Below are 25,603 nucleotides of genomic sequence, written 5' to 3' on the forward strand. Positions count from 1 at the left end.
TCTGGTGGTACAGCACGAAAGTGGGGGTGATCGACCTGAAGAAAAAGTCGATCACCATGGGTAAAGGATGTTAAAAAGTGTTCACCATGTCCCCGAACATCTGTCTACCATGTCCCCGGACCGTACACCCCAAAGGGGAGAGGGAACAGTCGGAACGCGTGTGCTACCATGGCGTTCCATTTTTAGCGGTGAGAAACAGATGTACACCACTTACTCTACGTTTCTTCTGGCCGGGCGCACCATTCATTGTATTAACTTCGATCCCACGAGTTTTACCGACGCCGATCTGTTGTGGCTCCCGCATCATCAGCAACTGTCCGAAGCCGGACGCAAGCGCAAAGCCGATCACCTGGCCGGACGGATCGCCGCGTTTCATGCTCTGAACCGGCAGGCTGTTCCTGGCATTGGCAGCAGCGGTGAACCGCTGTGGCCTGCGGGGGTGAGCGGCAGTATTTCTCACAGCGGTACTCAAGCCATAGCAATATGTGCCGAAAAGGGAATAGTGGGTATCGATTGTGAAGCGATCATCGACGAACGTGAAGCCCATGAAATTCAGAACGGCGTGATTGATGCGCAGGAAGCTCAGCTCCTGGTCGCGAGTCATCTCCCCTTCGACCAGGCCTTTACCCTCACCTTCAGCGCCAAAGAGAGCCTGTTCAAAGCCCTCTTCCCCCAGGTACAGGCGTGGATGGGCTTCGACAGCGCGCGCGTGACGGCGCTTGCGGCTCACACCCTGACCTTAACCCTCACCCGCCCTCTCCCGCCCTTTGCGCAAAATCAGCTATTTACCGCGCACTGGTGTCAACACGATGCGACGGTAGTGACCCTGATCTGTGCTGCTTAATTGCTCAGGATCGTGATCCTTTTCTCCTTTTAAACAAATTAGCTGCCTAAACCGTAGACAGTTTTATCAGGCAGACTTATCGTTACATTGAATAATAAATCATTATTGAATAAATATTCAATGTGGAGAAAAAGAATGAACACGACCTTTGTAAAATCCGCTTTACTGGCCTCAATGATCGCCGCTTCCGGTTCCCTGTTTGCCGCCGATAACGGACTCATTGCGATCATTACTCCCTCACACGACAACCCGTTCTTCAAGGCAGAAGCCGACGGCGCGGCGGCGAAAGCGAAAGAGCTGGGTTACACCACCCTTGTGGCCTCGCACGACGACGACGTGAACAAACAAAACCAGCTGATTGAGACCGCCATCGCCCGTAAAGCGAAAGCGATCATTCTGGATAACGCGGGGGCGGATGCCACCGTCGGTCCGCTGGAGAAGGCCAAAGCGGCAGGCGTCCCGGCCTTCCTGATCGACCGTGAAATCAACAAAACCGGCATTGCGGTGGCGCAGATTGTGTCGAACAACTATCAGGGGGCCCAGCTTGGTGCAGAGAAGTTCGCCAAACTGCTGGACGGCAAAGGCAAATACGTTGAGCTGCTGGGCCGTCCGTCGGACACCAACGCCCACGTCCGCTCCCAGGGCTATCACGACGTGCTGGATGACTACCCGGACATGAAGATGGTGGCGCAGCAGACCGCTAACTGGAGCCAGACCGAAGCCTTCACCCGTATGGAAGCCATCCTGCAGACCAACCCGGATATCGTGGGCGTGATCTCCGGCAACGACACCATGGCGCTGGGTGCCGAAGCGGCGCTGAAAGCCGCCGGAAAAACCAACGTCATTGTGGTCGGCTTTGACGGCAGCGACTACACCCGCGACTCGATCCTCAAAAACGGCAACATCAAAGCCACGGTTCTGCAGCCGGGCTGGGAGCAGGCGCAGATGGCGGTTGAGCAGGCAGATTACTACCTCAAAAACGGCAAAGCGCAGAAAGACGAGAAACAGCTGATGGATTGCGTGCTGATTGATGAGACCAACGCCAGCAAGCTGAATGTGTTCAATCTCAGCAAATAAGCGGAGGCAGTATGCGGTTAACACAATGGGGCGCCGCGCTGACAGGCGCAGCCGCCCTGTTGCTGACGGCCTGCACGGTGGTGGATCTGGATGAGAACGGCAAGCCAATCATGCCTGCCGATCCCAACGCCAAAGCGAGCTTTGACAACCAGACCCCACAGCAGATCGCGCAACAAACCTGGCAGCCGCGGATCCTCGACGCCGCCAAAAATCATGCCCTGGACGCCAGCGCTCTCTCCACCCAGCTGAAGACCCCCTCTGACAAACCGCAGAGCGTCTTTGTGCGCCTCAGCGGCAAAGTGGAGCGCGTGGAGGCCAGCAGCGCCAACGAGCAGAAACTGGTGATGACGGTGAACGGCCAGCCGCTTCAGATCCAGACCGGGCCGGTGATGCGCGGCAATGCCCTGCGCGATGCCGCCGGGTTCCGCTTCGATGAATTTACCAATCAGGTGCAGTACGCCCAGCTTTCCCGGGCGTTAAACCGCGAGGCGGTGAAGCATCTGCCGAAAGTGGATGAGAGCTGGAGCGGCAAAAATGCCACGGTCCTGTTCGCCACCACCCTGACGGGCGGCAAAGCGAATGAGGCGGCAGCGCTGGAACTGAAACAGGAGACGCCGTGATGAGCGATAGCCCGGCAGAGGAGATTATCCTCAGCACCCACGGCATCTCGATGCTGTTCCCCGGTACCGTGGCGCTGGATAAGGTCGATTACCGCGTCTGGCGCGGCAAAGTGAACGTCATTATCGGTGAGAACGGCGCCGGGAAATCGACGCTGATGAAGATCCTTGCCGGGGTGCAGCAGCCCAGCCTCGGCGAGATGTGGCTCAACGGTAAGCAGGTGGCTTTCGCTAACACCCGGGACGCCGCCGCCCACGGCATCGGCATGGTGCATCAGGAGCTGAACCTGTTTGAAAACCTCAACGTGGCGGAGAACGTCTTCCTCGGCCGCGAGCTGCAAAAAGGGGTGACGCCGATCAACGAGGCGGAGCAGGAGTCCCGCACCGCGGCGCTGCTGAAACGCCTCGATCAGCCCATCTCCCCGCGTGAACTGGTCGGCAACCTGAAGGTCGGGCAGCAGCAGCTGATTGAGATCGCCAAAGCGCTGGCCGAGGACGCCGACATCCTGATCCTCGACGAGCCCACCTCGGCGCTGAGTAAAACCGAGGTGGAGATCCTGTTTCGGGTGATCCGCGAGCTGACCCGCCAGGGGGTCACCATCATCTATATCTCCCACCGGCTGGAAGAGTTGATGGCGATAGGCGATGTGATCACCATCCTGCGCGACGGCAAATTCCAGGCCGAAGCGAAGGTGCAGGAGATCGACGTGCCCTGGATCGTGCGCGAGATGCTCGGTAGCGATCCGGTAAGCAACTTCCTCGAACCGGGCCGCACCTTCGGCGCGCCGGTGCTGGAGGCGGAACATATCACCTGCGTCAATGCCGCCGGGAATACGGTGGTCAACGACGTCAGCTTCCAGGTGAACGCCGGGGAGATTGTCGGGATTTACGGCCTGATGGGGGCCGGGCGCACCGAACTGTTCGAGTGCATGCTCGGCACCGAACGCAACTATCTGGGCAAGCTGTGGCTGGACAGCAAACCGGTGCCGCAGCGCTTAACCACCGCCGATCGCATCCGCATGGGGATGAGCCTGGTGCCGGAAGACCGCAAACGCACCGGGATATTTCCGGGCTCGTCGGTCGCCAGTAACCTGACCATCGCCAGCCTGTGGCGCCGCCTGCAGCGTGGTTTCACCATTGCGCAGAAAGCGGAGCAGGCGGTGGTGGCCAGCACCATCGGCAATCTGTCGATCAAGGTTTCTACCCCGGAGGTCGAGATCCAGGCCCTGAGCGGCGGTAATCAGCAAAAAGTGGTGATTGGCCGCTCGCTGCTGACCAATCCGAAGGTGCTGTTTCTCGATGAACCGACGCGAGGCATTGACGTGGGTGCCAAAGCGGACGTGTTCCGCATGATGGTGGAGCTGTCGCAGCAGGGCATCGCGGTGGTTTTCTCCACCTCGGATTTGAAAGAGATTATGGCGGTATCGGACCGCATTCTGGTGATGTCCGGCGGCAAACTGACCGCCGATATTGTTCGCGATCGGGCCGACGAATCGGCACTGGTAACCGCAAGTGCTCAGGGGTTCTAAGATGAAAACAACACAGTCTGTCGCGCTGACGCCGCAAAAAGGGGCCGCGCCTTCCCGGGAAAAACTGCTTCTGCTGCTGTTGAAGATGCGCACCTTTATTGCGCTGTTTTTGATTGTCGGCTTTTTCACCATGACCGTGCCGGGCTTCCTCTCCGCCGGCAGCCTGGTGATCATGATTAAGCATATCGCCATCAACGCCTTTCTGGCGCTGGGGATCACCTTCGTGATCATCACCGCCGGGATCGACCTGTCGATTGGAGCCACGCTGGGGCTGTGCGGGATGATCGCCGGGTGGATGATCACCAAAGGGATCGTGCTGCCGATGTTTGGCATCGCCATCTTCCCGAGCGTGTGGGTGATTGTGCCCGTGGTGCTACTGATTGGCGCGCTAATAGGCGCGATGAATGGCTGGATCATCACCCGCTATAACGTCGCCCCCTTTATCTGCACCCTCGGCACTATGTACGTCCTGCGCGGGGCGTCGATGCTCACCTCCGACGGCCAGACCTTCCCGGGTCTCTCCGGCAACCCGCAACTGGGGAATACCGGGTTTGATGAGATTGGCGCGGGAACGCTGCTCGGCATTCCGTGGGCCATCTGGATGATGATCGTCCTGGCGCTGGTGATTGCCTACATTGCCCGCCGCCTGCCGTTTGGCCGCCACGTCTACGCCATCGGCGATAACGAACGCGCGGCGGAACTCTCCGGGGTGCGCGTCAAGCAGGTGAAAGTGCTGGTCTATACCCTGTCCGGTTTCTGCGCCGCCATCGCCGGGATTGTGGTATCGGCCCAATTGCTGGCCAGTCACCCGGCCAACGGGACTGCCTTTGAGATGAACGCCATTGCGGCGGTGGTGCTGGGCGGCACCTCGCTGGCAGGCGGGCGCGGCACCATTCTCGGCACCCTGATTGGCGCCTTCGTGATCGGCTTCCTCGCCGACGGCCTGGTGATGATGGGGGTCAGCGAGTTCTGGCAGATGGTGATCAAAGGGATCGTGATTATCGTGGCGGTGATCATCGACCAGATGCAAAACCGGATGCAGCAAAAAGCAGCCGTGGTGGCGCAGAAAGCGGTGATGGAAGGAAAGTAACGCGATTGTGCGGTCTTTGTGCCGGGTGGCGGCTTCGCCTTACCCGGCCTACAAAACCCTGTAGGCCCGTGCAAGCGCAGCGCCGCCGGGCATTCTCCTACGATACTTTCAATAAACTCCGCGCCGTCGGGTAATCGGTGATCAGCACATCGATATACTTCCCGACCAGCGCCCCGTGAATGGCATTGCGTTTTTCTGCGCCACCGGCCAGGGCAATTACCTGCGGGCAGGCGCGGATCTGCGCCAGCTCCATGCCAATCACCGGGTCCTCTTCCGGGCTGAGCACCGGCTCGCCTTTCGCATCGTAGTAATGCAGGCAGATGTCCCCTACTGCCCCGCGTTCGGCCAGCAGCTTGAGCATCTCTTCAGTGTAATAGTTGCCGGAATTTTTCAACAGCTGCGACGGCTCCAGCTCGCCGATGCCGACAATCGCCACGTCCACTTCGGCAAACTTGCCCACCACCGCCGCCACGTCCGGGCTGCTCACCAGCCGGGCGCGCTCTTCCACCGAGTGTTCAATACTCTGGGACGGCAACAGCCCTGCCGGACAGCCGAGATGCGCCGCCAGCTGCTGGGTGAGAATGGTGGCCTGCACGTTGCCGTTCGGGCCGACGCCGCCTAACAGCTGGATCACTCCGGCGGCGCGGATATTCTGCGGGTGCATCTCATCCACCATGCAGCGGATGGTGCTGCTCCAGGAGGAGATCCCCACCAGGTCTTCCGGACGCAGACGGGTTTCGACATAGTGCGCCGCCGCGCTGCCGATGGCGTGTTTGATCTGGGCGTTGCTCGGGTCTTCGCCTACGTCCACCACGATGGCCTGGCGGATGCCGTACTGATCTTCCAGCGCCTTTTCCAGCGAGACAAAAATGTTGGTCGGTTGGACGACGGTGATCTTTACCAGCCCCTCTTTCTGGCAGCGGGTCAGCGCCCGCGAGACAAAGGACTGCGAGAGATGCAGCAGCGAGGCAATCTCAGACTGCTTTTTATTCTCGCTGTAGTAAAGTGTGGCGATCTTGACCAGCAGTCGCTGTTCATCCTGCTTCGACATAACGTTCCCCTTAATCGGCTGTCGTTATTTTTATTCATCACTGAATATTTAACAAGCCAACGCCGCCGCGATCCGTCGGGCAAATGTGATCCTTTTCTCTTTTCTTCGAAATTTGCGTGCGCAAACCGTAGACAAACGCCTGAGCCGGGCATATCTTACTATCATGAATAATAAATCAGCATTGAATATATATTCAAAGCGGTCATAACTCCCTGCTCTGACAACGAGAACAGGGAAAAAACGTACCCGGCTGGAATAATTATTCACAACAGATTATAAATTCAGGAGGTATGTTATGAATCCGTTTTCGCTCTCCATCGCGGAGCTCGAAACCCGGGCGCGCTCGATTCGTCGCCGGATCATCGTGCTGAATGCCGAAAGCCCGGCGGGCGGCCATACCGGGGCCGATCTTTCGCAGGTCGAACTGCTCACCGCCCTCTATTTCCGCATTCTGAACTGCTCTCCGCAGCTAAAGGAGAGTGATGAACGCGATATCTACATCCAGTCGAAAGGCCACGCGGTGGGCGGCTATTACTGCGTGCTGGCCGAAGCCGGGTTTATCCCCGTCGAGTGGCTCTCCACCTATCAGCATGCCGACTCTCATCTGCCGGGCCATCCGGTGAAACACAAAACGCCAGGCATTGAGCTGAATACCGGCGCGCTGGGCCATGGTCTGCCGGTGGCGGTGGGGATCGCCCTGGCGGCGAAACGCAGCAACAGCAAACGCCGGGTGTTTGTGGTGACCGGGGATGGCGAACTGGCGGAAGGCAGTAACTGGGAAGCCGCGCTGGTGGCCGCCCATTACCAGCTGGATAACCTGTTTATTATCAACGACAAAAACAACCTCCAACTGGCGGGTTCCACCAAAGAGATCCTCAATACCGACCCGCTGGATGCGAAATGGAAAGCGTTCGGCCTGGAAGTGACCGGCTGCAACGGCAACGACATGGCGGATGTGGTCGCCACCCTCGAAGGCCTGAAGCCCAACGGCAAGCCGCATGTGGTGATCGCCCATACCACCAAAGGCGCGGGGATCTCGTTTATCCAGGGACGGCCTGAATGGCACCACCGGGTGCCGAAAGGGGAAGAAATTGAACTGGCGCTGGAGGAACTGAAAGATGAGTAATAGCGAACACCTTGCCACGGTGATGGTAAATGCCTTTATTGATGCCGTCGATCGCGGCGTGGATCTGGTCCCGGTGGTGGCAGATTCCACCTCCACGGCGAAAATCGCCCCCTTTATGCAGCGCTTTCCGGGTCGACTGGTCAACGTCGGCATCGCCGAGCAGACGCTGGTAGGTGCTGCCGCCGGGCTGGCGATTGGCGGCAAGATTGCCGTCACCTGCAACGCCGCGCCGTTTTTGATTTCACGCGCTAACGAGCAGATCAAAGTCGACATCTGCTACAACAACACTAACGTCAAGCTGTTTGGCCTGAACGCCGGCGCCAGCTACGGCCCGCTCGCCAGCACCCACCACAGCATCGATGATATCGCCATTATGCGCGGCTTCGGCAACATTGAGATTTACGCCCCGTCGAGCCCGAACGAATGCCGCCAGATCATCGACTACGCCCTCGATCACGTGGGCCCGGTCTACATCCGTCTCGACGGGAAAAACCTGCCGGAACTGCATGATGAAACCTACCGGTTTGCGCCGGGCACGATTGACGTTCTGCGGACGGGCCAGGATGTGGCGCTGGTGGCCATGGGTTCTACCGTACATGAAATAGTGGAAGCCGCCGCACAACTCGCGGAAGAAGGTATTGACGCCACTGTTATCAACGTTCCATCTATTCGTCCCTGTGATACCCAACAGCTGCTGGCGGCGATAGCCCCCTGCAAGGCGGTGGTAAGCGTCGAGGAGCATAACGTCAACGGCGGCGTCGGTAGCCTGGTGGCGGAAGTGCTGGCCGAAGCCGGCTGCGCCATCCCGCTAAAACGGCTGGGGATCCTGGATGGACAATACGCGATTGCCGCCGACAGAGCGTCAACGCGGGCACGCCATGAGATTGATGTCGCCGGCGTGGTGAAACACGCCCGGGAAATGATCGCGCGACTGGCTTCCTGAAAATAACAACAACATCTTACTGGAGAAATGCAATGTCCCGAATTCCTCAACAACTGACGATGGGCGTGATCATCGGCAACCGCGGATTTTTCCCGAGCTATCTGGTGGCAGAAGCGCGCGAGCAGGCGATTGCCCTGTTTGGCCGTCTGGGTATCAACACCATTATGCTCGATCCCAGCCAGACCGAACTCGGCGGGGTCGAAACCCGTCAGGATGCCAAAGTGTGCGCCGAACTGTTTCGCGCCCATCGCGATCGCATTCATGGCGTGGTGGTGCTGTTGCCCAACTTCGGCGATGAAAAAGCGATTGCGGAAACCCTGCGTCTCTCCGGCCTGAACGTGCCGGTGCTGGTCCAGGCTGAGGAGGACAACCTCGACAAAATGGGGCTGGCAACCCGCCGGGACAGCTTCTGCGGCAAGATCTCCCTGTGCAACAACCTGCGTCAGTACGGCATTCCGTTCACCCTCACTACCCAGCACGTCTGCGCCCTGACCGGCGAGGCGTTTGAGCGGGATCTGCGGCGCTTTGAGCAGGTGTGCCGCGTGGTGAGCAGTATGCGCGGGGTGCGCGTCGGGGCGATCGGTGCCCGTCCGGCAGGCTTTAACACCGTGCGCTACAGCGAGAAACTGCTGGAACGTCTCGGCATCGCGGTGGAAACCCTCGACCTGTCCGAAGTCTTTACCCGGATCAAAACCCTGCGCGATGACGATATCCGGGTGGATGAAAAACGCCGGATCCTGATCGACAACGCCGACGCCAGCCGTATTCCGCCGGAAAAACTGGTCACCATGGCGAAGCTGTTCGTGGTAATCAGCGAGTGGGTGGTCGCCAACGACATCGACACCACCGCCATTCAGTGCTGGACCTCCCTGCAGGAGAACCTCGGGATTAACGTCTGCTCGATCATGAGCGTGATGTCCGGGCAACTGATGCCGAGCGCCTGCGAGGTGGACGTGATGGGAGCGCTGTCGATGTTCGCCCTGGCGAGCAGCAATATGAATCCCGCCTCGATTGCCGACTGGAATAACAATTTTGGCGACGATCGCGACAAATGCGTTCTGTTCCACTGCGGTAACTTTGCCGCCTCCAGCCTTGAGTCCCCGCACATGGGCACAGCCGATATCATCGGCACCACCGTCGGGAAAGAGAACACCTGCGGCGCGGTCCACGGTCGGCTGAAAAGCGGCCCGTTGACCTACTTCCGCCTGAGCACCGACGATCTGACCGGGGAGATTAAAGCGTACGTCGGCCAGGGCCAGTCGGTGGACGATCCGCTGGATACGGTGGGCTGCCGGGCGGTGATCCAGGTCCCGCATCTGGAGAACCTGCTGAACTGGATCTGCCGCAACGGCTTTGAGCACCACGTGGCGATGAACCACTCCGCCAGCGCGGAGATCCTGCACGAGGCGTTTACCCGCTACCTCGGCGTCTCAACGTATCTCCATCGTTAAGGCCCGGAGGCCGCTATGTCGGTGAACAAGGACATCATTATTGCCCTCGACGAGGGCACCACCAATGCCAAAGCGGTGGCGCTGGACGCCAACGGGCACGTGGTGGCGAGCTTCTCCCGGGCGCTGGCGATCCAGACCCCGCACGAAGGCTGGGTGGAGCAATCGGCTGAACTGTTGGTTGAAGCCTCGCTTGAGGTAGTCGCCCGCGCCATTTCCACCGTCGGGGCAGAACGTGTTGCCGCGCTGGCGATCAGCAACCAGCGTGAAACCGTAGTGGGCTGGGATCGGGCAACCGGCAAACCCATCGCCCCGGCGCTCAGCTGGCAGTGCTCCCGCACCGCGGCCTTTTGCCATCAGCTGCGGGAAAACGGCCATGGACCGAACATCAAGGCGGCAACGGGCCTGCCCATCGCGCCGCTTTTCTCGGCCTCCAAAATGCGCTGGCTGCTGGATAACATCCCTGACGGTGTGCAGCGTGCCGCCCGGGGCGAGATCTGCCTCGGCACCGTCGACAGCTGGCTGCTGTGGAACCTGACCCAGGGCCAGGCCTTCCGCTGCGACTACGCCAATGCCGCCCGTACCCAGCTGATGAACCTGCACACCGCCGACTGGGACCCGGTGATGCTGGCGCTGTTTGGCATCCCGCGCGCGGCGCTGCCTGAGATTAAACCCTCCAGCGGGCTGTTTGGTTACACCCGCGGCTGCCCGTCGATCCCGGTCGGACTGCCGGTGATGGCGATGATCGGCGACTCCCACGCCGCGCTGTTTGCCCACGGTCTGGGTGCCGAAGGCTGCGTAAAAGCGACCTACGGCACCGGTTCGTCGGTGATGGCCCCGGTATCCTCCGCCCGCTGCGACGTCAGCGCCCTGGCGACTACCGTGGCGTGGCATGACGGCGACGCCCTGATCTACGGGCTGGAGGGCAATATTCCCCACACCGGTGACGCTGTGGCGTGGATGGCGGACAGCACCGGGTTAAGCGAGCTGTCGCAGGTGGAGCTGGCCCATGAGCTGAACACCCTGCCCCGCTCGGTGGATTCGACCCTCGGGGTCTATTTTGTGCCGGCCCTGACCGGCCTCGGCGCGCCCTGGTGGGATGAAAACGCACGCGGCATGATCCACGGCCTGAGCCGGGGGGTGAAGCGGGCGCACCTGATCCGCGCCGCGCTGGAGTCGATCGCCTATCAGATTGCCGACGTGGTGCAGGCGATGCGCGTCCATCCAGGCTTTACCCTGAACGCGTTGATGGTCGACGGCGGGCCGACGAAAAACGACTGGCTGATGCAGTATCAGGCGGACCTCCTCGGCTGCCCGGTAATGCGCAGCGACGTCGCCGAACTTTCCGCGATGGGTGCCGCCCTGCTGGCGCGTAAGGCGCTGTTCAATCTGACCACTACGCAGCTGCGCCAGTATCTGCCGGAACATGTCACTTTTAGCCCGGATATGGCGCGTCACGCCCGGTTGCAGACCCGCTGGCAGGCCTGGCAGGAGACGGTTGCGCGGGTCAGGACGTAAAAATGCCCCGTCCGGCTCATCACCAGACGGGGCAAAAAAACGGGTGCCTGCACCAGACCCACAACCGGATAAGCGGGGATTGCTCCCCGCGTACCGCTACTTCTTCGTTTCGTAAGCGAGAACAGCTTTCACTTCCATATCGCGCTCCTTAAAGCTCACTTCGCATAACTGCTCATGAACCAGAAACGTGACTCCCAGCACCGTTAAACCCGGGACCAGGATCGCCGCAAAGGCGTACTTGTTAAGCATGTCATTGCCTCCTTGCTAAGAAGAGGCTACCATCCAAATTGTCTAGGTTTGGTGATGGTAGCCCCGGTTGATGGAAACATCTCCGGGGCTTTTGCTTTCTGCCTCACCACACCTGCCTGAGCTCAGAAAGCATCAGGCACCCGCCGCAATATTACTCCCGTACCGTCGAAAAAACCGCCTTTAAGCTGGATATTTAACCAGTAAAATAGCGTTTTCAGAATACGTTTAGATCTTAGGTTGAAAAATAAAAATGCCCCGCCTGGTTCATCACCAGACGGGGCAAAAAAACGGGTGCCTGTACCAGACCGACAACCGGATAAGCGGGGATTACTCCCCGCATACCGCTACTTCTTCGTTTCGTAAGCGACAACAGCTTTCACTTCCATATCGCGCTCCTTAAAGCTCAGTTCGCATAACTGCTCGTGAACCAGAAACGTGACTCCCAGCACCGTTAAACTCAGGACCAGGATCGCCGCAAAGGCGTACTTGTTAAGCATGTCATTGCCTCCTTGCCAAGAAGAGGCTACCATCCAAATTGTTCAGGTTTGGTTTGGTAGCCCCGGTTGATGGAAACATCTCCGGGGCTTTTGCTTTCTGCCTCACCACACCTGCCTGAGCTCAGAAAGCATCAGGCACCCGCCGCAATATTACGCTCGACTCGCCGAAAAGATCGCCTCCAAACTGGATGTTTAACCAGTAAAATGGTGTTTTCAGAATACGTTTAGATCTTCGGCTGAAGAATAAAAATGCCCCGCCTGGCTCATCACCAGACGGGGCAAAAAAACGGGTGCCTGCACCAGACCGACAACTGGATAAGCGGGGATTGCTCCCCGCGTACCGCTACTTCTTCGTTTCGTAAGCGAGAACAGCTTTCACTTCCATATCGCGCTCCTTGAAGCTCACTTCGCATACCTGCTCATGAACCAGAAACGTGACTCCCAGCACCGTTAAACCCAGGACCAGGATCGCCGCAAAGGCGTACTTGTTAAGCATGTCATTGCCTCCTTGCTAAGAAGAGGCTACCATCCAAATTGTTGAGGTTTGGTGTTGGTAGCCCCGGTTGATGGAAACATCTCCGGGGCTTTTGCTTTCTGACTCACCACACCTGCCTGAGCTCAGAAAGCATCAGGCACCCGCCGCAATATTACTCCCGTACCGTCGAAAAAATCGCCTTTAAACTGGATATTTAACCAGTAAAATGACATTTTCAGAATATGTTCAGGTCGCTGAAAAATCAGACCGATTCCGGGCGAACAAGAAATGTCTCAAGCCGCCTGATTTGCCGTCCTTCAGCATCAAAATTATCCGCGGCCAGCCAGCCGCGAATGGCTGCATCCCGTTCCGGCCATTCGCTGTCGATAATCGACAGCATATCGCTGTCGCGGTTACGGCCTTTACGCACCAGTTTCTGCCGCAGCCGCCCTTCCCAGGTAAAGCCCAGGCGATCGGCGGCCCGGCGCGAGGCGATATTCATCGAATCGCACTTCCACTCCAGACGGCGATAGCCGCGTTCGAAGCCATACTGCAACAGCAGCCAGACAGCCTCGGTGCCGAGCGGGCTGTTTTTCATTTTCCGCGACCAGGTGACATGACCTATCTCCACCGAGCCCAGTTGCTGTTCAATCGCCATATAACAGACCAGCCCGACGGCACGCTCGCTGTGGCGATCGATCACCGCAAAGGGCACCAGGCCCTCATCCTGGACTTTGCCCTGCAGCCAGTCGACAGTCTCCTCAACGCTGGCAGGCTGATGGCTGGCAAGCCAGGTCCAGTCGCTATCGTCGCCCAGCGCGTACGCCTCGAACAGATCCACCGCATGCTCTACCGCATCCAGCGGTTCAAGGCGGCAAAAACGTCCTTCCAGCACTCCACGCTCTAATACGCTGGCCCCTTGCCAGTCGGGAACAGGATCGTTAACGGTCTGCCCCCAGATATTGATTTCCGGCACGCTCTACCCCTTTTTGTTTGTTAATAGATTGTTATTTCACAATACAGGATTGATGGCATAAAAGTACTGCTGAATCAGCTGAAACTACAGCAGGTGTTTGATCGGGGGGTCATGCTCAGAGGTGAGTATCGGATGAAACAGTGGTATTGCCCGGCGGCGCTGCGCTTGCACGGGCCTACAATGGTTTTGTAGGCCGGGTAAGGCGTAGCCGCCACCCGGCACTGCAGATTACATCAGGTTCTTAAGCTGTTTCACCGTGGCATCGATATCGATTTCATCTTCGGAGAAAATGAACGTTTTGCCCTGGAAAGTGGTGATCGCCAGTTTTTTCACTGTGCGCATCTCACTTGCCTTCGCAGCTGGTTTTGGGGCGATATTGCCCATCAGGCTCTTCACCGACAACACCTCTTTATCAAGTTTGGTGTCGCCAGACTCTTCTTCGCTGTACACCAGGTAAGACTTGATGGAGGTGATCTTATGACGCTCGCCATCAATGAAGATGTATTTGCTTTCCGGGACCACTTTTACCGCAAAGGCAGACAACCCTTTGTTATTGGTGGTGGGTTCGAACGTCACCGCGGCATCTTTCTTAATCAGCTCAGGGTTGGCGACCTTGATCACATGAAAATAACGGTTATCGCCGTTTTCATCTTTGATAAATCCAAAACCCTTGTCTTCAAACCAGGTTGTGATTGTTCCGTTCATCGCCATTACCGTTACCGCCTAATTAATCGTTTATCAACTCAACTTTTGCCGCGCGCAGTGTAAAGCACAATGTCTGCACAGACCACGCCTTTAATACAAGGAACTACTCATTGCCCCACTGATTGAGGAAATTGGCAATATCATCGATACGCTGGGCATTAATACCGGCTTCCACCGCCATCTCAGTCTGCGACTCTTCGCTGATCTCTTCGTTATTCATCAGGCGGGTGATCAGCAGTTGAAAATAGAGCGCCAGGGGATCACGCTCTGCTTCACTCACCGGCGTTGCGGCTTCCGTCGTGTACTCATCCACGATGTCATAATATTTAATCGGTACGTCGTTGCTCATAAGGGATCCTCAGGGTGTCAGTTTCTGCCTGGATAATAGCATTCTCACGGCGTTTTTTCCGCGAGCCCGACAATAGACTTGCTCATGTTGATCCCGGTAATTCCAAAACCGCTGCTCTCGTAGAGATGCCGGGCACGGGCATTATCCCCTGCCACGCGCAGTCTGATCTCTTTAAAACCCTTCTCGTGCAGATGCGCTTCAAGAGCACGGAGAGTCTGTTTACCCAGCCCCTGTCCCTGGCAAGAGATGAAAATATGAAAATCGTAGATAAACACTGAGCGCATCATCGTATCGGGTTTGTACCAGAGATAACCGACATGCCTGTCAGACTGATCTATCGGCGCAACAAGAGAGAGTAAAACGTGTCCATGCGTATTCACGCCTTCGGGAAGCATTTCGGCAATTTCCTGCTTTGCTCTGGCAACAGAATCATGTTGAGAGAGCCCGTAGTTTGTGGCGATCTCCCCGGCATAATCATCAATAAAATAATCCAGATAAGCAGGATACTCATCTTCTGTCAGGGGTCGAAACGAGACCATTGCTTACTCCTTAGTGTTAATAATCAGGCCAATATTAATAGCGATAACAACTCTGGAGCGTCAAGGCGGACTGAGCCTCTCCCACAGTGAGAAGGAGAACGTCATCCGTTGTCTATACTCAACGCATCACAGACAACGGAGTGCGCTATGCCTTTACCCGACTTTCATTCCTCTGAACCTTTCACCCTTGGCATCGAACTGGAACTGCAGGTGGTTAATCCGCCGGGTTACGATCTGAGCCAGGACTCCTCCGCGCTCATCGACGCCGTGAAAAACGATATCAAAGCCGGTGAAGTGAAGCACGACATCACCGAAAGCATGCTCGAAATTGCTACCGGCGTGTGCCACAACATCGACCAGGCAGCGGCGCAATTTTCCGCCATGCAGCAGAGCATTCTGCGCGCGGCGGCGGAGCACCATATTCAGATCTGCGGCGGCGGCACACATCCGTTTCAGAAATGGCAGCGTCAGCAGGTGTGCGAAGATGAGCGCTATAACGTCACCCTGGAGCGCTTTGGCTATCTGATTTTGCAGGCCACGGTGTTTGGCCAGCACGTCCACGTGGGATGCCGCACTGGCGATGAGGCCATCTACCTCCTGCATGGCCTGTCGCGCTTCGTGCCGCACTTTATCGCCCTGGCGGCAACCTCCCCCTATATGCAGGGCACCGACACGAAATTTGCCTCCTCGCGACTCAACATCTTCTCCGGGTTCCCGGATAACGGCCTGATGCCGTGGGTCAACAGCTGGCAGGAGTTCGAGGGTCTGTTTCGTCGCCTGAGCCACACCAGCATGATCGACAGCATTAAAGATCTGCACTGGGACATTCGCCCCAGCCCGCATTTTGGCACGGTCGAAGTGCGGGTGATGGATACGCCGCTAACGCTGGCGCACGCCATCAACATCGCCGGGCTGATTCAGGCCACCTCGCACTGGCTGCTGACCACGCGGCCATATAAGCATCAGGAGCAGGATTTCCTTCTGTACCGCTTCAACCGTTTCCAGGCCTGTCGCTACGGGTTAGCGGGGATCCTGACGGACGTGCATACCGGGGAGCAGAAAACCATCGCCGAGGATCTCGGCTGGCTGCTGGAGCGCGTTGCGCCGTCTGCCGAGAAGCTGGGCGCGTCGAGCGCGATCCAGGAAATTACCCTGATGCTCAAACAGGGCAAGAGCGAGGCGCAGCGTATGCGGGACTTTATCGCAGACGGTGGCTCGCTCATCTCCTTAGTGCAAAAACATGCCGAACTGTGGGCGACTAGTCCGTAAGCCGGTGTCCCCACTCGCGCAGGCGCTGGAACAGCACGAACAGCGCCGGAATAAAGACAATCCCTACCACGGTGGCCACCAGCATGCCGCTGAACACCGTGGTACCGATGATGCGGCGGCTCTGGGCCCCCGCCCCGGTCGCCAGCATCATCGGTAATACCCCGATAATGAACGATACCGCGGTCATCATTACCGCCCGGAAGCGGCGGGATGCGCCTTCGCGTGCGGCATCGACAATCGCCATCCCCTCCATCCGCCGCGCGCGGGCGAACTCAACGATCAGAATCGCGTTCTTGGCGGCAAGGGCTATCAGTAGCACCAGGCCAATCTGCACATACACGTCGTTGGCGTATCCGGCGGCCCACAGCCAGACCAGCGCCCCGCCGATGGCGAACAGTACCGAGAGCATCACGCTCGCCGGTAAAGTCCAGCTCTCGTACTGGGCGACAAGGAACAGCCATGCCATCACCACCGCCGCCAGCACGATCCAGATCGCCTGATTCCCGGTCTGCTGCTCCTGATACGACATCCCGCTCCAGGCGTAGTCATACCCGGCAGGCAGGTTGTCCGCCAGAAGCTGGCCCATCGCCGCCATCGCCGTGCTGCTGCTCACCCCTTCTGCCGCCGAGCCGCTTACCGACACCGACGGGAACTGGTTGTACTGCTGCAGGAACGGCGCACCGACGGTCGGGGTGATGGTGACGAGGTTGCTCAGGCGCACCCGCTCGCCATTATTGCTGCGCACGAACAGCTCGCTGATTTGCTCTGCGCGCTCGCGCCACTGCATCTCGTTTTGCATCACCACGTGGTAGACGCGATTGTTGACGCTGAAATCCCCGGCTCGCGTGCCGCCAAAGGCGGTTTGCAGGCTGCTGAAGATGCGCGAGACCGGCACGTCAAGGCGCGCCGCGCGCTCGCGGTCAACGGTCAGGGTCAGCTGGGGTACGTTGCTGCTCCAGGTAGTGAACACCCGGCTCAGCTGCGGATGCTGGTTGGCCTTCGCCAGCACCTGTCGGGTGACGCGCTCCAGCTCCGCCGGGCTCTGCCCCGCCTGAGCCTGAATGCGCAGGTCGAAACCGGAGGCGTTGCCCAGCCCCGGCAGCGTCGGCGGGGCAAAGGTCATAATGGTCGCCTCCGGCAGGGCCAGCAGCTGGCGCTGCAGGGTGCCCATCACCTCATCCAGGGCGGGGCGTTCGCTCCAGTCCTTCAGCATCACCGAGATAAAGCCGCCGTTGGAGGCGCTGGTGCCGTTGAGAATGTTAAACCCGGAGACCTGAATCACGTCCTCCACCGCCGGATTTTTAGCAATCAGTTCGCGTGCCGTGGTCATCACCGCTTCGGTACGCTCCAGCGAAGCCGATTCCGGCAGCTGAACGCTGGCGAAGAAGTAGCCCTGATCCTCCTGGGGCAGAAAGCCTTTTGGCATCGACATAAAGCTGAACACCACTACGGCCGCCGCACCTGCGGTCGCCAGCAGCGCCAGCCACGGGCGCAGGTTGAACGCGCTGACAATCCGGGTGTAAAGGTTGCGCGTCGCATCCAGCCCGCGGTTAAAGCCACGGTAAATCGCCGCCGGGCGCTCAGGGCGCGGGCGCAGCAGCAGCGCGCAAAGCGCGGGCGTCAGGGTTAGCGCCACCAGGCTTGAGAGGGTCACCGCAGTGGAAAGCGTCACCGCAAACTGACGGTACAGCTCGCCGACAATCCCCGGCAGCAGCGCCACCGGGACAAATACCGCCAGCAGCACCAGCGTCGTCGCAATCACCGGCCCGGCAATCTGACGCAGGGCCAGCGCGGTGGCCGCCGTGCGGCTCTGCCCTTCTGCCATCAGGGTTTCCACACTCTCCACCACCACGATAGCGTCATCCACCACCATGGTCAGGGCCAGAATAATGGCGAACAGGCTCAGGGTGTTGGCGGAGTAGCCCAACGTATACAGCACTGCAAAAGTGCCCACCAGCGACACCGGAATAGCGAGGGCCACAATCAGTGTCGCGCGCCAGCTCTGCAGGAACAGGGAGACGACGACCACCACCGCCAGCAGAGTCAGCACCAGCGAGACGCCAATCTCCTTGATAGTCGCGGCGACAAACTGCGTGGTGTCGAACTTCACTTCCCAGGTCAGATCGTCCGGAAAACGTGTCGACAAGCGCTCCAGCTCGGCGCGCACCGCGTCGGCCACGCGCAGAGCGTTGGCGGACGGCGTGGGATAGATGCCGAGATAGGCGGAGTCATGCCCGTTCAACTGCGCGCCGGAGCTGTAGCTGCGCGAGCCGAGTTCAATGGTGGCGACATCCTTCAGGCGCACCAGCTGGCCCATCTCCCCCGCGCGGATAATGATCCCGGCGAAATCTTCAGCCTGATTTAAGCGCCCCAGCCCGTTAATGGTCAGGGTCTGCTGCTGGCCGTTAAACACCGGCGGCGTTCCCACCTGGCCTGCCGCGCCCTGCACGTTCTGCTCGCGCAGGGCCTGGGCCACGTCGTCGGTGGTGACGTTGAGGGCGTTCATGCGGTCCGGACGCAGCCAGATCCGCATGCTGTAGTCCCGCGCGCCAAACATCTGCACCTGCCCGACGCCCGGCAGGCGGGAGAGCGCCTCGCGCACCTGAGTGCTGGCGTAGTTGCTGACGAACAGCGGCGAGTGGGAATTATTCGGTGAGTAAAGGCTTACCCCCATCATCAGGTTGGTGGCGCGCTTGCGCACCTGGACGCCGTTTTGCTGCGCCTCGGCGGGCAGTTGCGCCACGGCCTGTGCCACGCGGTTTTGCACGTCGATGGCGGCCAGATCCGGATCGGTGCCCGCTGCGAAGGTGATGTTGAGGCTGTATGCGCCCTCGTCCGAACTGGTGGACTCCATGTAGAGCATGTGGTCCACGCCGTTCAGCTGGGTCTCCAGCGGCGTGGCGATGGCCTCCGCCACGTCAGCCGAGCTGGCGCCCGGCCATGAGGCTGATACATTCACGACCGGCGGCGTGATCTGTGGATACTGTTCCACCGGAATAATCTTCAGCGCGATGGCCCCCAGCAGGGTGATAACCAGCGCAATCACCATCGCAAAGCGCGGGCGTTTGATGAAAAACGTCAGCATGATGGCTCCTTAATTCAGTATCTGGACGGCTGCGCCAGGCTGCACCCGCTGCGCGCCGTCGGTGATCGCTCGCTCACCGGACGCGATGCCGGAGGCGATCTGAAACTGCTGGCCGATCTGCCCGGCAACGTTCAGCGGACGCATTTCTGCTTTGCCGTCGGCGTTAACCACCCAGGCAAAGAATCCGTCGCCGTTTTGCTGTACCGCCGCGGCGGGCAGGGTCAGCACCGGCTGCTCACTGGCCGGGCGCAGAAACAGATTCACGTTCCCGCCGGGCAACAGCTGATGGCGTGGATTGGCGAACTCGGCGCGCAGCATCACGCTGGCAGTGCGCGGGTCGATGCGGTTATCCACCGAGGTCAGTTCCCCGCTGATGCGCTGGCCGTTGCTCTCTATCAGGGCCCGCCAGGCCTTTTTCATGGTGCTGATATCCGCATGCTGTCCGGCTTTGGAGGCAAATGCCCCCTCTTCCAGCGCAAAGGCGATACGGATCGGGTCGAGCTGTACCACCTCCACCAGCACGCCGCTTGCAGGATTCACCAGGCTGCCCACGTGGAAGCGGCTGTGCCCCATGCGACCATCAATCGGGGCAGTAACGCGCGTGTACGCCAGGGTGACGTTGCGGGTTTCAAGCCGGGCTCTGGCCTGCTCCAGCGCCGCGCTGGCGACGTCGCGCTGCATCCGGGCGTTATCCACATCGTGACGGCTGATGGCGTTGTTGTTGCCCAGGCTTTCAAAGCGGGAGAGCTGCTGCTGCGCCTGACGCAGGGTGGCTTCGGCGCTCTTCACCTCGGCCTGGGCCAGACGCACGGCGGCACGCGGTTCGGCATCGTCCAGCTCAAACAGCAGGTCGCCTTTTTTCACATACTCCCCGTCGCGGAAGTGGATTTTGGTGATCGCTCCCTCGGTGCGGGCCCGTAGCTCAACGGTGTGAATGGCTTCAACGCGGCCCGGGATCTGGCGCTCAGCGGCGTGGGGGGTCTGCTCCACGGTGGCGACACGCACAGGAATGGCAGCGAAGGCGGGTGGTAAGGTGCAGGCGAGGAGTGCGAACAGGAGTGGGAATTTCATGGGAGTACCTCAGATGTGTTCCCCTCACCCCGGCTCTCTCCCACAGGGAGAAGGTTAGGGTGAGGGCAAAAGGTTATACAGCCTTACGGAACCTGCGGGTCAGTCGCTTCTCGATTTCGACGATGAAGAACATCACGCTCGCGATCCCCAGGGTGACACCCCAGTAGCGCAGCGGCAGGGCTTCGGTGCCGAACAGCATCTGCATAAACGGCAGGTAGATAATCGCCAGCTGCAGCAGGAGCAGCACGCCCGTTACCAGCCAGATCCCTTTGTTCGCCAGCAGGCCGCGGTTGAGGGAGAAGCCTTCGGTGTTGCGGCAGTTAATCATGTAGACCCACTGGGCGCAGACCAGCATCTGCAGCAGCACGGTACGGATGAACTCCGCACTGTGGCCGCGCGGGGCCAGCCAGGCTTCCAGCGCAAAGGCGGCGACGGCAATCAGGGTCCCGACGAAGGCCACACGCCAGACGGCATAGGCATCCATGACGTGCTGTCCGGTCTGACGCGGCGGACGACGCATGATGTTGCGCTCGGCGGCTTCAAAGGCGAGACCGAAGGAGAGCGTGGCGGAGGTGGCCATGTTCATCCACAAAATCAGCACCGGCGTCAGCGGAATGATGTTCCCCACCAGCAGGGCAATCACAATCAGCAGCCCCTGCGCGAGGTTGGTCGGCATGATGAACAGAATGGTCTTCTTCAGGTTGTCGTAGACGCGGCGCCCCTCTTTCACCGCGCTGGCGATGGTGGCGAAGTTATCGTCCGTCAGCACCATGTCGGCGGCCTCTTTGGTCACTTCGGTGCCCTTGATACCCATGGCGATACCCACGTCCGCCTGGCGCAGGGCCGGAGCGTCGTTCACACCGTCGCCGGTCATGCCGACGATCTCACCCTGCTCCTGCAAGGCCTGTACCAGACGCAGCTTATGCTCCGGGCTGGTGCGGGCGAAGATGTCATACTCCACCGCCGCTTTTGCCAGCTCAGTATCATCCATATGCTCCAGCTGATAGCCGGTCACCGCCTGGGCGCTGTTGGTGATCCCCAGCATCTGGCCGATGCTCATCGCGGTCTGGGGGTGATCCCCGGTGATCATCTTCACGCGGATCCCCGCCTGCTGGCAGGCGTGAATAGCGTCGATCGCCTCCGGGCGCGGCGGGTCCATCATCCCGGCGATGCCGAGGAAGATCAGGCCGTGGCTGAGATCGTCGTGAGTCAGCGACTGCTCGCCGTTGGCAGGTTTGAACGCCGCAGCCACCATCCGCAGCCCCTGACGGGCGTAACGCTCCATCTCCGCTTCCCAGTAGGCGCGGTTAAAGGCTTCGGCGCCGTGACGGGTCTGCTGCTGCGAGCAGAGGGCGAAAAGCACGTCCGGCGCGCCGGTGATCAGGATCTGCTCCTCACTGCCGATCTGGTAGTGGGTGCTCATGTATTTGTACTGCGAGTCGAACGGGATCTTGTTGATAAGCGTGGTCATGACCGGTGCGAGATGGGCTTTCGCCGCCAGCACCTTCAGCGCGCCTTCAGTCGGCCCACCGGTGATGCCCCACAGGCCGCGCTCGTCCCGAATCATCTGGCTGTCGTTACACAGGTCGACGGTGCGCAGATACTGCTCGAGCACGGTACCCGGCTGGATCTGCACCGACTCGTCGCTACCCTCAAGGCAGATATTGCCTTCCGGGGCATAGCTGTCGCCCTCGACGCGATAGCAGCTGTCGGCGGTGATGATCGCTTTGACGGTCATTTCGTTCATGGTCAGGGTGCCGGTTTTATCCGAGCAGACCACGGTCATCGCCCCGAGCGTCTCTACGGTAGGCAGCTTGCGGATAATCGCCCGCTTACGCGCCATCGCCTGCACGCCCAGCGACAGGATAATCGAGATGATGGCTGGCAGACCTTCCGGTACCGCGGCCACTGCCAGGCTGATTAACGACAGCAGCAGCTCGCCGATCGGCATGTCGCGCAGCAGCAGGCTGAAGACAAACAGCGCGACCATCATCGCCATGATCAGGCCGAAGATGGCTTTGCCGAGCTTGTCCATCTGCACCAGCAGCGGGGTGCGGTGCTTTTCAATGCCGGCCATCATCTGGTTGATGTGGCCCAGTTCGGTCTCCTGGCCAGTGGCAATCACCACGCCCGTACCGCCGCCTGCGCTAACGGTGGTGCCGGAAAACAGCAGATTGGTGCGGTCGCCGAGGGTTAATTCTCCGGTTAAGGGCTGAATATGTTTATCGACCACCGTGGATTCACCGGTCAGGATCGCCTCTTCCACGCGTAAATTATGCGCTTCAATGACCCGCATATCTGCCGGAATACGATCCCCGGCGCGCAATACAATAATATCCCCGGGAACTATTTCAGTTGTCGGTATTGTTTCGTGCACTCCCTCACGAATAACCCGCGCATCACTGGCGAGCATATTTCGGATACTGCTCAGGGATTTCTCGGCGTTGCTCTCCTGAATATGACCAATTAAGGCATTAATCACCGCCACACCCAGAATCACCAGCGTATCGACCCAGTGGCCCATAATGGCAGTTAATACCGCGGCGGCCAGCAGGACGTAAATTAAGACGTCGTTAAAATGGGCCAGAAAACGCAGCCATGCTGGTCTGGCTTTTTTTTCCGGCAGGGCATTTGGACCATGCTGCTGCAGGCGTGCCTGCGCCTCGGCGCGGCTCAGGCCGGCAGCGGTGCTGCGCTGTGCCTCAAGGACCTGTTCGACGGTCTGCTGATAAGCCTGCGTCGGCGCGTGGCCCGGATTGGACCGGGGCGTGTGGGTATGATGCATTTTAGTCATATTTCAGTTCCTTCAATTTGCGGTGAGCAAAAGCCTGAATTCCATGTCTGCTTTTATAAATCGTCGGGCGTTAATTTAATGGGTTGTCAGGACAATTAATTTAACGCACTATTATTTCTGTCGATGGCATTAAACAGATAACGTTTCATTTCAATAAAGTGATTTTTGCAAATTATTTCTAAACCGACACTAAACGAGAGGTAAGCATGTTTGGTATTTATCGCGGGCGTCGCCTGGCGTTATATATTATCGTTGCCATTGTTATTGCGACGTTAATTGGATACAGCACTTATACCTTCGTAAAACTATTGGCCGGAGGGTGACAATAATTTACGTTAATCCAGATTAATTGAATCAGCGGACGCCTGTCGGGAAAGTATCAGCGAATTAATGGGCGATTATTTCTCGCCCGCGCGCTTTGCGGTTGATATTGCTTTACGAAGCCCTATCCGTGACAATGTTATTTTTAACTGACGATTAACATAATTATGAAACACCCACTGGAATCGTTGTTAACGGCAGGCGGCATCTTGCTGATGGCCTTTCTCTCCGTTCTGCTGCTGCCTGCCCCTTCCCTGGGGCTGGTGGTGGCGCAGAAGCTGATGAGCACCTTCCATCTGATGGATCTCAACCAGCTCTACACCATTATCTTCTGCCTGTGGTTTTTACTGCTCGGCGCCGTGGAGTTCTTTATCCTGCGCTTCGTCTGGCGCCGCTGGTTTTCCCGGGCGTCGTAAGCCGGTGAAATCACGCATCCCGTGGATCAGCGCTTCACACCAGGCCGCGTAGTCGTGGCCGCTTGACGACGGGTGGAAGCTGACGCGATAGCCTTTCTCCCGCAAGACCTTTTCGAAATCCTTTGTGGTGCGGTAGATCCCGCCCCCTGGCCCCGTGGTTTCAAACTTCCCGGCCTGCAGCCAGAAGCGAACCGGATACGGTGGGGACTGCTGATACTGACGCGTCAGCCAGCCGGACGCTTCACCTTTCGGCGCCCACCAGTACGAGCCAGAAAGACTTAGCACGTTGCCAAACAGCCGCGGGTAGCGCAACGCCACCCATGAGGAGGCTATGCCTCCGTAGCTTGAACCCGCCAGCACCGTTTTCTGCCGCTGCATCGCCATCCCCTGCCCGCGCAACCACGGGAGCAGTTCATGGGCCATAAAGTCGGCGAAATCCGGGTTCGGCGGTAACTCTTTACTGCGTCGGGCGTGATCGAGGCTGTCGATAAACACCAGGTTGACGGGCGGCAGGTGATGGCGGGCAATCAGGCCATCCAGCACGTTAGCGAAATGGTAGTCGTCCTGATAGATCTGCCCATCGAACAGGATTAAGGTCCAGCGCGCGGGCTGGGCAGTGCGCGGTTTATAGATCATCACTTCACGCGCATTGCCAAGGATTGTGCTGTTAACCATCTGGCGGGTCAGCGTGCCGCTCACCAGCGGCTGGGCTGCGGCCTGCGCCGAGCAGTAGCGCGCCGGGCTGAGATCGAGCAGAGAAAAGCGGTTCCAGCGATCCGCCTTCTGTTCACCAAAGGTGTTTGGATTGAGCGGATCGGCCTGCGCGCTTACGAGGATCGCCCGTCGCTGATCGCGAGGGGAGCCGTCAATCAGCGGCACATCCGGCGCGAGTTTGTACTGCATCACCGTATCGGCGGGGACCACGTAGCTGCGAAACCAGACATCGCTCTTACCGAGGCGGAACAGCGGATCGTGATCGCCCGCCGGAGAGCCCAGAATAAAGACGTTATCCCGCGCGCCGCGCCACAGGAAGGTGACACGCTTATGGCTGGCATCCACCGGCTCCACCATCGGCGTGCCCTGCTGACTCTGTGCCTGCCAGAACGCATCCGTACTTCCACCGGCAGCAACCGTTTTTGCCAGCGCCTGCAGCGTCGGGCTTTCCGGCTCCAGCATTTGTACCCGCGGTAAGGCAGTGGTCTCTTTCATCCGCCACTGAAAACGCCAGGCTTTGCCCTCCTCCCCCTGCAGCACCAGCGAGGTGTTTTGCTTTACGGGCAGAGCAAAGAGCAGCGTATGTTCCCCATCGGCAGGACCCTTTTCAACCAGGGTGCGAATCTTTCGGTTTTGATCGTCCAGCAGGCGGGCATCCGTTACGCCGTTCAGCGTGGCGGAAACATAATTCTCGTCCAGCGGCGGCAGTGAAAAACAGACTTCGCCGCTGGCATCAAACTTCCCCTGTACGTCTCCCTGAAGGGAAGAATGTTCACAGGTCGCCGCCATCGCAGGCAACGCGCCGATCCCTAATAACAACCCACTCCATACCCTCTTCATTACCGCATGTTCCCCGTCGAAATGTATTATCAACGCTAATGCAAATGGTAATAATTTTCA

At 59.0% G+C, this 25,603-nt stretch carries 23 protein-coding genes; 11 read left to right on the forward strand and 12 right to left on the reverse strand.

Annotation, left to right across the window (positions count from 1 at the left end; translation table 11 throughout):
- Positions 1–199: 199 nt before the first annotated feature.
- The 5 genes from entD (at position 200) to M8318_RS10275 (ending at position 5,157) form a co-directional block, all read left to right on the forward strand.
- Positions 200–844 (forward strand): enterobactin synthase subunit EntD, encoded by a 645-nt coding sequence (entD, locus tag M8318_RS10255; protein WP_262662384.1) that lies wholly within the window; start codon positions 200–202, stop codon positions 842–844.
- Between the two features lie 135 nt (positions 845–979).
- Positions 980–1,921 (forward strand): D-ribose ABC transporter substrate-binding protein, encoded by a 942-nt coding sequence (locus M8318_RS10260; protein WP_106992274.1) that lies wholly within the window; start codon positions 980–982, stop codon positions 1,919–1,921.
- 11 nt (positions 1,922–1,932) lie between these two features.
- The gene (locus tag M8318_RS10265) at positions 1,933–2,541 is read left to right on the forward strand and encodes a DUF2291 family protein (protein WP_262662385.1); all 609 of its coding nucleotides are present in this window, start codon (positions 1,933–1,935) and stop codon (positions 2,539–2,541) included.
- Positions 2,541–4,067, forward strand: coding sequence for a sugar ABC transporter ATP-binding protein (locus tag M8318_RS10270; protein WP_262662387.1), 1,527 nt, complete (start codon positions 2,541–2,543; stop codon positions 4,065–4,067). The genes M8318_RS10265 and M8318_RS10270 overlap by 1 nt, the downstream gene beginning before the upstream one ends.
- Position 4,068: 1 nt before the next feature.
- The gene (locus M8318_RS10275) at positions 4,069–5,157 is read left to right on the forward strand and encodes an ABC transporter permease (RefSeq protein WP_262662388.1); all 1,089 of its coding nucleotides are present in this window, start codon (positions 4,069–4,071) and stop codon (positions 5,155–5,157) included.
- Between the two features lie 97 nt (positions 5,158–5,254).
- Here M8318_RS10275 and M8318_RS10280 read toward each other — a convergent pair whose 3' ends face one another.
- Complete coding sequence (locus M8318_RS10280; protein ID WP_262662390.1) at positions 5,255–6,208, reverse strand: sugar-binding transcriptional regulator; 954 nt, start codon at positions 6,206–6,208, stop codon at positions 5,255–5,257.
- A 295-nt stretch (positions 6,209–6,503) separates the two neighbouring features.
- Between M8318_RS10280 and M8318_RS10285 the strand changes: the two genes are divergently transcribed.
- From M8318_RS10285 to M8318_RS10300, 4 genes are read left to right on the forward strand one after another with little or no spacing between them, the layout of a single operon-like run.
- Positions 6,504–7,334: a transketolase gene (locus tag M8318_RS10285; RefSeq protein ID WP_262662392.1), complete on the forward strand. Its 831-nt coding sequence runs from the start codon at positions 6,504–6,506 to the stop codon at positions 7,332–7,334.
- The gene (locus tag M8318_RS10290; RefSeq protein WP_262662394.1) at positions 7,327–8,277 is read left to right on the forward strand and encodes a transketolase family protein; all 951 of its coding nucleotides are present in this window, start codon (positions 7,327–7,329) and stop codon (positions 8,275–8,277) included. The genes M8318_RS10285 and M8318_RS10290 overlap by 8 nt, the downstream gene beginning before the upstream one ends.
- 32 nt (positions 8,278–8,309) lie before the next feature.
- A complete protein-coding gene (locus tag M8318_RS10295; RefSeq protein ID WP_262662395.1) occupies positions 8,310–9,728 on the forward strand; it encodes an L-fucose/L-arabinose isomerase family protein in 1,419 nt (472 codons plus the stop codon).
- 15 nt (positions 9,729–9,743) lie between these two features.
- A complete protein-coding gene (locus tag M8318_RS10300) occupies positions 9,744–11,243 on the forward strand; it encodes an FGGY family carbohydrate kinase (protein WP_262662397.1) in 1,500 nt (499 codons plus the stop codon).
- Between the two features lie 96 nt (positions 11,244–11,339).
- Here the strand turns inward: M8318_RS10300 and M8318_RS10305 are convergent, their stop codons facing one another.
- The 7 genes from M8318_RS10305 to M8318_RS10335 all read right to left on the reverse strand — a co-directional run bounded on the left by M8318_RS10305 (position 11,340) and on the right by M8318_RS10335 (position 15,033).
- Complete coding sequence (locus M8318_RS10305) at positions 11,340–11,492, reverse strand: type I toxin-antitoxin system Hok family toxin (protein WP_262662399.1); 153 nt, start codon at positions 11,490–11,492, stop codon at positions 11,340–11,342.
- A 344-nt stretch (positions 11,493–11,836) separates the two neighbouring features.
- Entirely contained in the window at positions 11,837–11,989 is a 153-nt protein-coding gene (locus M8318_RS10310) for a type I toxin-antitoxin system Hok family toxin (protein ID WP_262662401.1), read from the reverse strand.
- 343 nt (positions 11,990–12,332) lie between these two features.
- The gene (locus tag M8318_RS10315; RefSeq protein ID WP_262662403.1) at positions 12,333–12,485 is read right to left on the reverse strand and encodes a type I toxin-antitoxin system Hok family toxin; all 153 of its coding nucleotides are present in this window, start codon (positions 12,483–12,485) and stop codon (positions 12,333–12,335) included.
- Positions 12,486–12,726: 241 nt separating this feature from the next.
- Positions 12,727–13,440, reverse strand: coding sequence for a GNAT family N-acetyltransferase (locus M8318_RS10320; protein ID WP_262662405.1), 714 nt, complete (start codon positions 13,438–13,440; stop codon positions 12,727–12,729).
- Between the two features lie 228 nt (positions 13,441–13,668).
- Positions 13,669–14,151, reverse strand: coding sequence for a cold-shock protein (locus M8318_RS10325; protein ID WP_262662406.1), 483 nt, complete (start codon positions 14,149–14,151; stop codon positions 13,669–13,671).
- 97 nt (positions 14,152–14,248) lie between these two features.
- Positions 14,249–14,494 (reverse strand): YmjA family protein, encoded by a 246-nt coding sequence (locus tag M8318_RS10330; RefSeq protein ID WP_262662407.1) that lies wholly within the window; start codon positions 14,492–14,494, stop codon positions 14,249–14,251.
- Between the two features lie 44 nt (positions 14,495–14,538).
- On the reverse strand, positions 14,539–15,033 hold the full coding sequence (locus M8318_RS10335) for a GNAT family N-acetyltransferase (protein ID WP_262662409.1): 495 nt from the start codon (positions 15,031–15,033) through the stop codon (positions 14,539–14,541).
- A 147-nt stretch (positions 15,034–15,180) separates the two neighbouring features.
- Between M8318_RS10335 and M8318_RS10340 the strand changes: the two genes are divergently transcribed.
- Positions 15,181–16,302 carry a YbdK family carboxylate-amine ligase gene (locus M8318_RS10340; protein ID WP_262662412.1) on the forward strand — a complete coding sequence of 374 codons (1,122 nt, stop codon included), beginning with the start codon at positions 15,181–15,183 and terminating at the stop codon, positions 16,300–16,302.
- On the opposite strand, the gene M8318_RS10345 is transcribed toward M8318_RS10340, so the two are convergent.
- The 3 genes from M8318_RS10345 to M8318_RS10355 all read right to left on the reverse strand — a co-directional run bounded on the left by M8318_RS10345 (position 16,292) and on the right by M8318_RS10355 (position 23,243).
- Complete coding sequence (locus M8318_RS10345; RefSeq protein WP_262662413.1) at positions 16,292–19,387, reverse strand: efflux RND transporter permease subunit; 3,096 nt, start codon at positions 19,385–19,387, stop codon at positions 16,292–16,294. The genes M8318_RS10340 and M8318_RS10345 overlap by 11 nt on opposite strands.
- A 9-nt stretch (positions 19,388–19,396) precedes the next feature.
- The gene (locus tag M8318_RS10350) at positions 19,397–20,458 is read right to left on the reverse strand and encodes an efflux RND transporter periplasmic adaptor subunit (protein WP_262662414.1); all 1,062 of its coding nucleotides are present in this window, start codon (positions 20,456–20,458) and stop codon (positions 19,397–19,399) included.
- 73 nt (positions 20,459–20,531) lie between these two features.
- Positions 20,532–23,243: a cation-transporting P-type ATPase gene (locus M8318_RS10355; RefSeq protein WP_408612240.1), complete on the reverse strand. Its 2,712-nt coding sequence runs from the start codon at positions 23,241–23,243 to the stop codon at positions 20,532–20,534.
- A gap of 497 nt (positions 23,244–23,740) precedes the next feature.
- Here M8318_RS10355 and M8318_RS10360 point away from each other — a divergent pair, with 497 nt between their 5' ends.
- Complete coding sequence (locus M8318_RS10360) at positions 23,741–23,989, forward strand: DUF1158 domain-containing protein (protein WP_106992256.1); 249 nt, start codon at positions 23,741–23,743, stop codon at positions 23,987–23,989.
- Here M8318_RS10360 and M8318_RS10365 read toward each other — a convergent pair.
- Entirely contained in the window at positions 23,918–25,543 is a 1,626-nt protein-coding gene (locus M8318_RS10365; protein ID WP_262662416.1) for an alpha/beta hydrolase-fold protein, read from the reverse strand. The genes M8318_RS10360 and M8318_RS10365 overlap by 72 nt on opposite strands.
- Between the last annotated feature and the right edge of the window lie 60 nt (positions 25,544–25,603).

The sequence above is a fragment of the Leclercia tamurae genome (assembly GCF_025566055.1).
GTDB classification, from domain to species: Bacteria; Pseudomonadota; Gammaproteobacteria; order Enterobacterales; family Enterobacteriaceae; genus Enterobacter; species Enterobacter tamurae.